The sequence below is a fragment of the Haloferax profundi genome, from assembly GCF_001469865.1.
GTDB lineage: Archaea > Halobacteriota > Halobacteria > Halobacteriales > Haloferacaceae > Haloferax > Haloferax profundi.
Genome location: NZ_LOPV01000560.1, coordinates 1 through 2,333 on the forward strand (window position 1 = coordinate 1; position 2,333 = coordinate 2,333).

2 protein-coding genes are annotated in these 2,333 nt (G+C 58.6%); both read left to right on the plus strand.

The genetic code is table 11. From position 1 onward, the window contains the following. Positions 1-416 precede the first annotated feature (416 nt). On the plus strand, positions 417-1,199 hold the full coding sequence (locus AUR66_RS16770) for an Lrp/AsnC family transcriptional regulator (RefSeq protein ID WP_058573337.1): 783 nt from the start codon (positions 417-419) through the stop codon (positions 1,197-1,199). A gap of 66 nt (positions 1,200-1,265) precedes the next feature. Continuing rightward, positions 1,266-2,141 (plus strand): NAD-dependent epimerase/dehydratase family protein, encoded by an 876-nt coding sequence (locus AUR66_RS16775; protein ID WP_058573338.1) that lies wholly within the window; start codon positions 1,266-1,268, stop codon positions 2,139-2,141. Positions 2,142-2,333 lie beyond the last annotated feature (192 nt).

Genomic DNA, 2,333 nt, shown 5'->3' on the forward strand with positions numbered 1-2,333 from the left:
CGAACGAGTGGCGTCGTGCACAGTTCGTGCCGGTGGACGTGGTGCTTTCGACGCCCATCGTGGGTTACGGGGCGTTCGTCTGGTTGGGTCGTGTCAATCTCTCTGTCCATGGCCCTCTTCTGTTTCGAGTAGCAATAAGTTCTCCTTTTGTATTTTTGATATCGTAATTTATCGTTGTTGAATTTTTGATTCCGAAATGTACTGGTAGATTTGACAGTGTCGCGTCGGGAAGACACGAGACTACCTCACCAACGACGGCGCTGGCAAGTCCACCGAGAGGCGGTTTTCGAAACGCGTGCGAAAGCGAAATTCCCCCGGAGACTTGGAATTCGCAAACTGGACACCACCTGAGCAAATGTTATCCACCTGTGTCGGGTAGATTACTTCTGAAACCGAGATTGGAGCCCGTTACGACAATGCCACACCGAAATACCGACCATCGTCTCGACGAAATCGACCGACGAATCCTACACGCGCTCATGGACGACGCTCGAAACACCACCAGCAGCACACTCGCAGACCAAGCGGGCGTCTCGGGAGCAACCATCCGAAACCGAATCCACAGGCTCGAGGACGCCGGAATCATCCGGAGCTACACCACACAGGTCGACTTCGAGCGCGCCGGGCGGAAGCTCTCCAATCTCTATCTCTGTGACGTCCCTGTCACCGAACGAGAAGCGCTCGCCCACGAGGCACGGGCCATTCCCGGTGTCATCAACGTTCGGACATTGATGACTGGTCGTCGTAACCTGCACGTTCTCGCAGTCGGCGAGACGACGAGTGACCTCCGGCGAGTCGCTCGAGAACTCACCGATATCGGAATCCACATCGAAGACGAAGACCTCCTCGAAGAGGAACTCTTCGCCCCTTACGGTCCGTTCAACCCGGACGACCGAAACGACCCCTCTCCAGAACCGAACGACTTCATCAGCCTCACTGGGGACGCGAGCGTCGTGGAAATCACCGTCGAATCGGGCGCGCCAATCGCTGGACAATCCGTCGAAGTTGCTGCCCGAACCGGCACCCTCGACGAAGACACCCTGCTCATCGCCATCGAACGCGACGACCGTGTCCTCACACCTCACGGAGACACCGTCATCCAGCCAGACGACATCGTAACTGTCCTGTCGAGAGATGATGCAGACACAGACGCCCTCACAGCGTTCCGGAGTCCGTCTAGCACCCCTAGTACCCAGTGACGGTACCGCCCCGTCGACGAGAGGAGGACTCGCTGCTGTTTTGACGCACGTCGAGAATCGTCTCCCATGGACGTAGCAATCACGGGTGGGCGCGGCCAGACAGGACGCTGGGTCGTCGACCGACTCGCCGAAGACCACACCGTCACGTGCCTCGACCAGGACCATCCGGGAGACGACGGCCATCCAGACGTCGCGTATCGGGCGCTGGACCTCACGGACCCAGGGAGTGTGTTCGACACACTCACCAGCCTCCAACCCGATGCAGTCGTCCACTGGGCCGCGATTCCGGCCGCTGGAATCAAGCCCGGCGTCGACACGTATCGCAACAACACACTCGCAGCGCACAGTGTCCTGACGGCCGCTGGCCGTATCGGCGCTCGTATCGTGCAAGCCTCTTCAGACGGCGCCTATGGCTTCTTTTTCGCCGACGAGACACCGATTCCCGACGAACTCCCGATTACCGAAGCCCACGCGCTTCGTCCCGAGGACGACTACGGCCTCTCGAAAGTCGTGACCGAAGAAATTGGGAAGACCATCGCTAGACGTGACGACGTGTCAGTGGTGTCGCTCCGACCATCGTGGATACAAATTCCGGGAGAGTACCCGTGTCGTGACGAATCGTATACCTCGGACCTCGAAGCAGGTGCTGGGAACTACTGGTCGTACGTCGACGTCCGTGACGTTGCTGACATGGTCGAAGCAGCGCTCACGGCAGACGTATCAGGGCACGAAGCGTTCAACTGTGTCGCCGCAGACAACGCACTCGGCCGCCCCCTCCGCGAATTGATGACCGACTACTACGGAACCGTTCCAGCCACCTGTTCTGTCGAGGGTGACGCGTCTGCGTACGATATCTCGAAGGCTAACACCCTCCTCGGCTGGGAACCCACCCGCTCGTGGCGAGACGCTGCGACGGAGACGATTCCAACGCCCCGAGTCTGACGAGACGAGACGCTGTCCTGAGCAGGTGATTCTCAGGATGTGCAGAAGTTCATCGAGAAGAATAGTTGAACCGCCGACAATTATTAACGATTATCCCGCAAGGATAGAGATATGCAACAGGAGAGAACCGCGGTCACACGACTCATGACGTCGGGCGTTCTCACTGTCACGGCGGACACGGCAGTCGAAGAT